This is a genomic window from Terribacillus sp. AE2B 122 (assembly GCF_902497585.1).
Lineage (GTDB): Bacteria > Bacillota > Bacilli > Bacillales > Amphibacillaceae > Terribacillus > Terribacillus saccharophilus_A.
Window position 1 is genome coordinate 216,008 of record NZ_LR700945.1, and the last position, 7,143, is coordinate 223,150.

Consider the following 7,143-nt stretch of genomic DNA (forward strand, 5'->3'; position numbering starts at 1 on the left):
GGGGAAACTAACATGAGTGCTGTTACAGCGACACTGATCATATTAGCAATCATCGCTCTAGGGGAAGTTTTTTCAATTATATCCCGGGCAAAGATTCCGACCTTGCTTGTTGTGGTGGTCGTATTCTTTACCTTATTACAGACCGGCGTATTGCCGAAAGATATTCTGGCAGCGTCTACTTTTACAGTAGTAGGAGCCGTATTGCAACCGGCCATTCTTGTACATATGGGGACGCTGATTCCTTTGAAGGTAATGAAGCAGCAATATAAAGCTGTCATTATCACCTTAATCGGAATCACTATCTCCTGTGGTCTGATGCTTGTTGCAGTGCCAATCTTTTTCGATTATGAAACAGCCGTCGCTGGTGCAGGGCCGCTAACTGGCGGTATCATTGCCTATCTTGTTACAGCCGAAGGTTTGCAGGCCCAGGGGTTGACAGCATTGATTGCGATTCCTGCCATCATTCTTTCGCTGCAGCAACTGATCGGCATGCCGCTCAGCTCTTGGATGCTTCGCCGCCACGGCTTGAAGCTTCTAAAAGACATGGACGAAAACAAAGCTTTTGTAGCAGCAACAATAGAAGAAGAGACAGATGATGAAACAGCTCCTGAAAAGCGAAAAAGCCTCTTTCCCGAAAAACTCATGGAAAGTCATTTCTTTGTCTTATTCTTAATTTTCATCGGGTCGGCATTGGCTGTCTGGCTGGGTGAGCTTACAAGTATTAGTTACAGCTTATTCGGTCTAGCAATCGGGATTATTGGTTCAGCCATCGGTTTCTTCCCAGATAAGGCTTTGGAACGCTCCAACGGTTTCAGTATCGCTATGGTCGGACTGATCTTTGTCGTGATGGAATCACTCGTTGATGTGACTGTAGCCGATATTCTGGCTGTATTGCCGGCTGTTTCTGCCATTCTCATCATTGGTACTTTCGGTTTGCTGTTAGGTGGGTTTCTAGGTTCCAAGTTGTTCAAGTGGGATTACAACAAAGGAGTTCCAGTTGTACTGACTGCGATGTATGGATTCCCAGGTGATTACTTAATTACTCAGGAAGTAAGTAGGAGTGTCGGCAGAAACAAGGAAGAAGAAGCGATGATTTTGAATCAGCTGCTGCCGCCGATGCTAATGGGTGGATTTGCTTCTGTCTCCATCGGTTCAGTAGTCATAGCTAGTATTTTAGTACAAACACTTTAAGGAGGCTGTAAAATGGACAAGCTTATTCGCAATGGTGTTGTAATTGATGGAACTGGAAAGGTGATAGAGGATGCTGTCATTGCAATCAAGGGAGATCGTATTACTGCAATTGGACCTGCTACTGATTTCGTAGGTATCGATGCCAAAGAAGTCATCGACGCGCAAGGTGGCTACATCCTACCAGGTTTGATCGATACGCATGTGCATATGATGATGGAGATTAAGGACGTACGAGAATCACTTATCACCCCTTTCTCCATGCGTTTCTATGAAGCGTTAACGTACATGAAGCGAACACTTGATGCTGGTATCACAACAGTAAGAGATGCTGGTTATGCTGACCTAGGCGTAAAGCAGGCTATCGAAAATGGCCTGATTAGCGGACCGCGTATGCAAATCAGTGTCAATCCACTGACGATCACAGGAGGCCACGGTGACAATTGGATGGTATCCGATATGGATCTGACTAATAAAGCTTATCCAGGCTTTCCATCTGGAATTTGCGACGGTCCGGAGCAGGTACGCCAGAAAGTCCGGGAAATGCTGCGGGCAGGTGCGGATATCATTAAAGTACATGCGACCGGAGGTGTCATGAGTCCGACAGATCATCCAGAATTCACCCAATTCTCTATGGAAGAGCTGCGCATCATTGTAGAGGAAGCCGCTTATCGGAAAGGGCGTAAAGTGATGGCGCACGCCCAAGGAGCAGAAGGTGTGAAGCAAGCGGTCCGGGCTGGCATCCATTCTATCGAGCATGGTATCTTCCTTGATGACGAGGCAATCGAGCTTATGCTGGAGCATGGTACGTACCTTGTTCCAACGCTACTTGCCCCTGTCAGTGTCGTGGAAGCAAGTGAAGCGAATGAGAGCATGCCTGCGTATGCAGTTGATAAAGCGAAAGAAGTAATGGAAATTCATCAGCAGAGCGTAGCGAGAGCATATGAGGCCGGTGTCAAAATTGCAATGGGTACCGATGCAGGTGTAATGGCACATGGCACGAATCTGCGTGAGCTGGCACTGATGTGTGATATCGGCATGAGTCCGATGGAGGCGATTCTTGCATCTACTAAAATAGCTGCTGAATGCTTGGGCTGGGAAGAGAGAATTGGAACAATAGCCGAAGGAAAGCTAGCAGACTTGGTGATCGTTCAGGACAATCCTTTGGAAAATATCGCTTCCATGGCTGATACGAATAATATAAAGACAGTCATGCAGGGCGGAGAGCTGAAGAAGCAGCTTTCCATCCATGCAGGCATTCCAAGCTAGCAGCAAAACAGCGGGCAAACGCCCGCTGTTTTTGTGTACAAATATTTGACAGAACAACCTTGAGTCGAATAGGCTTAACATGTATTTTTTTTTATTTGCTTACATCATTATGTAAGCGCTTAACAAAAAGGAGGCGATTGGATGAAATCTAGTATGCTGTCGGTATGGAATGGATTATGGAATGCACATGACAGAACCAAGCGACTGTTGCTGTTCGCAGTACCAACCTCAAGGAGTGCAGCTTCAAAGCAGCCCTCTGAAACAACAGGAACTTCTGGTAAAGCACCTCGACCGTACAAACTCCCTCAGTTAGTTGGATTGTTTTTAGGTCCTCTATTGTTTTTCTCTGTTATTTTGTTTTATTACCCCGAAGGATTGAGCTATGAAGGACGTATGGTGTTGGCTACAACATTGTGGGTAGCGACATGGTGGATCACGGAAGCCATTCCGATACCTGCCACTTCTTTACTGCCGCTTATTCTCCTGCCAATAACACAAGGTCTTGATGGAGACACTGCTGCTTCAAGTTACGGAGATCCGATTGTATTCCTTTTCCTTGGCGGCTTCTTGATTGCTATGGCAATGGAGAAATGGAATTTGCATAAACGGATTGCATTAAATATCATCAGTGTTGTCGGAACGAGTACGTCACGTATTGTACTTGGATTCATGATTGCGACTGGTTTCCTCTCCATGTGGGTATCTAATACAGCAGCTGTCATGATGATGCTTCCAATTGGGACAGCTATTATCTACCAAGCTAGTCAAGCTGCCAAATCCAGTAAACAGAATATTAGGGAAGACAATAAGAAATTCGAAAAATCCCTTGTCTTCGCGATTGGATATGCGGGTACGATTGGCGGCCTTGGTACGCTGATCGGGACACCTCCGAATATTATCCTGGCAGCGATGGCAAGCAGTTTGTTCGGGGTAGAAATTTCCTTCGGAGGCTGGATGCTGATTGCAGTACCGATTGTTATCATTCTTCTATTTTCGACATGGATCTACCTTACAAGAGTGGTTTTCCGAATAAAAATGAAGGAACTGCCAGGCGGTAAGGATCTAATCCTAAAGGAAAAACGAGATCTCGGTAAAATGTCCTTCGAGGAAAAGGCTGTACTAGCTGTATTCACTTTCGCAGCTTTCATGTGGGTAAGCCGTACTTTTCTTTGGCAAGAGGATGCTCTCTTGGAGATTATCGCTATTCCGGGTATCAGTGATACGACAATTGCAGTCTTAGCAGGTGTAATATTATTCTTAATTCCCAGTATGAATAAAAAAGGGCAAAGAATTCTTGATTGGGACGTTTCGAAAGAGCTGCCGTGGGGGGTTCTGCTTCTTTTCGGAGGAGGATTGGCAATCGCAGCTGGCTTCACTAGCTCCGGGCTTTCCCAATGGATGGGCGATCAGCTCACAGTCTTGGAAGGACTTAATATATTTGTGATTATCATTATTTCGACGACACTAGTATTGTTCTTGACTGAGATTACATCCAATACAGCAACTGCCACTATGATCTTGCCTGTAATGGCTTCATTGGCTTTGGCTTTGGACGTTCATCCGTATGCTATCATGGTTCCTGCAGCAATGGCTGCTAACTGTGCCTTCATGCTGCCGGTCGGAACACCGCCGAATGCTATCATATTTGCATCTGGTAAAATTACAATAGCAGAAATGGTCAGGACAGGTTTTGTGCTAAACATCTTCACCCTGATACTAGTGATACTTGGAGTCTTTGCGCTTGTCGGTCCTCTATGGGGCCTTGATTTGAACGTTTACCCTGAATCGTGGAAATGATTTTGATGGGAGTCTGCCATTGGCGGGCTCCTATTCTGTGAAGGAGATTATTATGAAACATTATCTAGTGATCGGAGGAACTGGCATGCTCCAAGCAGCTGTCCTTGATTGGAATCAGGAGGGGCATAAGGTGACAGTCGTTGCTCGAACGGAGGAAAAACTCCGACGTTTATCCAAATGCGCTGCCTATCCAGAGCTTCTCCGAACTGTACAAGCAGATTACCATCAGCTAGAAAGCTTTCAAAAAAAGCTTGAAGATATGCCAGCGCCGGATATCATTGTCAGTTGGATTCATCGCAGTGGAAACAATGCAATACAGGCTTTGAGCAGTATTTATGGCATTTTAGCAAAGAGGGTAGAACTGTTTCATATAAAAGGAAGCAGTGCGCATGATCCACGACAGAACTATACACCTAACTATTCTGATACTATCGATTATCATGAAATCATTCTAGGTTTCCAGCTAACCGGAGGCGCTTCCAGGTGGCTTACAAATGAGGAAATAGCGAATGGAGTAAGAGAAGCAGTTAAACTGCGGGAGCATCGCTATATTGTCGGAACAGTTGAGCCATGGAGTGCCAGACCTTAATCTTTGTTTCTTTGTTTAGAAATATGAAATTTTTTCTTCTGAATTGTTCATAACTTATGGATTCTACCGATAATAGAGATGTGCAGCTAGGAAAATAGGTCTAGGTTTGCCCAAGGATTAACCGGAGGGTTCCCGATGAAGGAAGCAAAAGATCAAGGTTGGGCGTTGGTGGCTAAGCTGATGAAGGAAGAAGAGAACCTTGCTGTTGAGAGTGGAGAGAATGGATATACCGGGCTTAACGGTAAATTCCTAGCATTGCTAAGCATAGCTGTTTTCGTGACAAACGGAGACGAGCGTGCACTTCGGCAGCAATTCGAAGCTGCTCTTCTGTCCGGCATTTCTGTCCAAGAGATGATGGAGGCAATCCAACATTGTGCATTGTTGAATGGGTTCCCACCTTCGCTGAAAGCTATGTCATTATTAAAAGAAGTAGTGGACGACCAATGAAAAATGCGTGCAGATGATTCTGCACGCATTTTGTCATTTAAAAATATTGAACCAGCCTTTTCGTTTGAAGCGCCATAGCATTACTACCGCAATAACAGCCATCAGCAGCATTGCAACCGGATACCCATATTTCCATTGCAGCTCCGGCATATAAGCAAAGTTCATCCCGTATACCCCGGCGATAAAGGTTAATGGAATAAAAATAGTAGAAACAATTGTCAGAGTCATCATGATTGCATTCATTCGATTGCTATTGATCGACTCATAGCTGTCCCGCATATCCGATGTGAGCTCCCTATTGGAATCAACGATTTCAGTAAGTTTCAGCAAATGGTCATAAATATCATTAAAATAGGCCTTTTGGTTTTGAACAAAATCGAATTTCTGAATGCTGAGCAGGCGGTAGATCAAATCTCGCATTGGTGCAATCGTACGCCGGGTTCTAAGCAGATCACTGCGGATATCAAATACCTCATTTATTACAGTTTGCGGTGATTTATGGCTTTCTTCATCCTCGATCTCATTAAGCCGATCTTCCATTTTATATAATGGTGGGAAATAATCATCGACTAATTTATCTATCAGATGATAGACAATTTTTGATGGAGAATGCTCTGATGGACCTTCTTCCATAACTCGCTGCCAAACGTGGTCCGCTGCCATTGATTCTTCGAGATGAAAGGTGACCACATAACGTTCAGAAATAAAGATATCCAATTCATCCGACACGAAAGACTCGTGATTCAGTTCGTGAAGAACGAGGAAGTGGTACCCGTCATATTCATCGAGCTTTGGCCGCTGAAGGAAATGAAAGCAATCCTCGATTGCCAATGGGTGAAAGTGGAAGATCTCTCCGAGTTTATCTGATTCGGCCTCTGTAGGTACACTAAAATCAACCCAATACCAGAGTATTTCAGGACTGTTTAGTTCCTGATACGGCAGATCTTTAAGTATTTTTTTGTCACGTGTTATCGCTATGCTGCGTATCATGGTACAACCTCCTGCAATATATAGCCACATTATAACGTATTCGGAGGCAGAGAGAAAACGACAAGCAGTGTGATTAAAGAAAAGGGCTATGGGGTATAAAATGAATATACAGCCAAGCATTGTAACTGTTGTGAAATTGCTGAAATGCCATTTGTCTGAATATTTTAAAATTTTATACGCAAAAGTATTGCGCTTTTGGAGTGAATCTTTTATAGTATTCAACAACCTACAACAATCACCATTGCTTAGCCAGCCGGTTAAGCTGAAGGAGGACGACGATATGTCTGAAAATAAAAGCTTTGTAACTGTTGGTGACTGGGTAACAGGACATTCGATAAATGATGAATTATTTACCGGATTCGTGGAAGCAGTGAATGCGAAACTGAACACGGTGAAAGTATACGTTACAGAAAGTGACCATAAAAATACGATCGGCAAAACGATCGAAACCTTCCAAAGCAAGATCAAGTATTTTCCGCCAACAGTGGATCCGAGCAAGGCGCATCTTTTGAATCTTATTGATCTATCTCTTATTTCCGGCGATAAGGACTGGTTCCTGCAGCTGACAGAAGAATTGAAGATACTAGACGAACTGGAATCAGAGTCTAGTACAGAATATATCCCGAATTAACTCTGGACCGAGCAGATATTGCTCGGTTTTTATTTTCTTGAAATTGGATAGACACCGGTTGAAGCAGTACTATGGTAAAGATGAAGGAGTAGGAAAAAATTATCAAGAAGATGTTTAGTGGAATATTGTTTGAATAAGAAGAGGCTGGGACATAACTAAATTCCCATTACTTAAAACCGAATATTATTCTTGAGCGCCGCTTCGGCAGAACACTCCGCTTTCCACGGGCACG

Annotated in this window: 7 protein-coding genes; 6 read left to right on the forward strand and 1 reads right to left on the reverse strand. The window is 44.0% G+C overall.

Annotated elements, in window-relative coordinates:
• Positions 1-12 precede the first annotated feature (12 nt).
• The 5 genes from AE2B122_RS11940 (at position 13) to AE2B122_RS11960 (ending at position 5,290) form a co-directional block, all read left to right on the forward strand.
• Entirely contained in the window at positions 13-1,191 is a 1,179-nt protein-coding gene (locus AE2B122_RS11940; RefSeq protein ID WP_175074227.1) for a hypothetical protein, read from the forward strand.
• Positions 1,192-1,203: 12 nt separating this feature from the next.
• Positions 1,204-2,457 (forward strand): amidohydrolase family protein, encoded by a 1,254-nt coding sequence (locus AE2B122_RS11945; protein WP_175074228.1) that lies wholly within the window; start codon positions 1,204-1,206, stop codon positions 2,455-2,457.
• A 141-nt stretch (positions 2,458-2,598) separates the two neighbouring features.
• The gene (locus tag AE2B122_RS11950; RefSeq protein WP_175074229.1) at positions 2,599-4,254 is read left to right on the forward strand and encodes a DASS family sodium-coupled anion symporter; all 1,656 of its coding nucleotides are present in this window, start codon (positions 2,599-2,601) and stop codon (positions 4,252-4,254) included.
• A gap of 52 nt (positions 4,255-4,306) precedes the next feature.
• Positions 4,307-4,843, forward strand: a complete 537-nt coding sequence (locus AE2B122_RS11955) for a hypothetical protein (RefSeq protein ID WP_175074230.1) — start codon at positions 4,307-4,309, stop codon at positions 4,841-4,843.
• Positions 4,844-4,978: 135 nt separating this feature from the next.
• Positions 4,979-5,290, forward strand: coding sequence for a carboxymuconolactone decarboxylase family protein (locus AE2B122_RS11960; RefSeq protein ID WP_095218738.1), 312 nt, complete (start codon positions 4,979-4,981; stop codon positions 5,288-5,290).
• A 33-nt stretch (positions 5,291-5,323) separates the two neighbouring features.
• Here the strand turns inward: AE2B122_RS11960 and corA are convergent, their stop codons facing one another.
• Positions 5,324-6,280, reverse strand: coding sequence for a magnesium/cobalt transporter CorA (gene corA, locus AE2B122_RS11965; protein ID WP_095271173.1), 957 nt, complete (start codon positions 6,278-6,280; stop codon positions 5,324-5,326).
• Positions 6,281-6,560: 280 nt separating this feature from the next.
• On the opposite strand from corA, the gene AE2B122_RS11970 reads away from it, so the two are divergent.
• Complete coding sequence (locus tag AE2B122_RS11970; RefSeq protein WP_175074231.1) at positions 6,561-6,911, forward strand: IDEAL domain-containing protein; 351 nt, start codon at positions 6,561-6,563, stop codon at positions 6,909-6,911.
• The last annotated feature ends 232 nt before the right edge of the window (positions 6,912-7,143 follow it).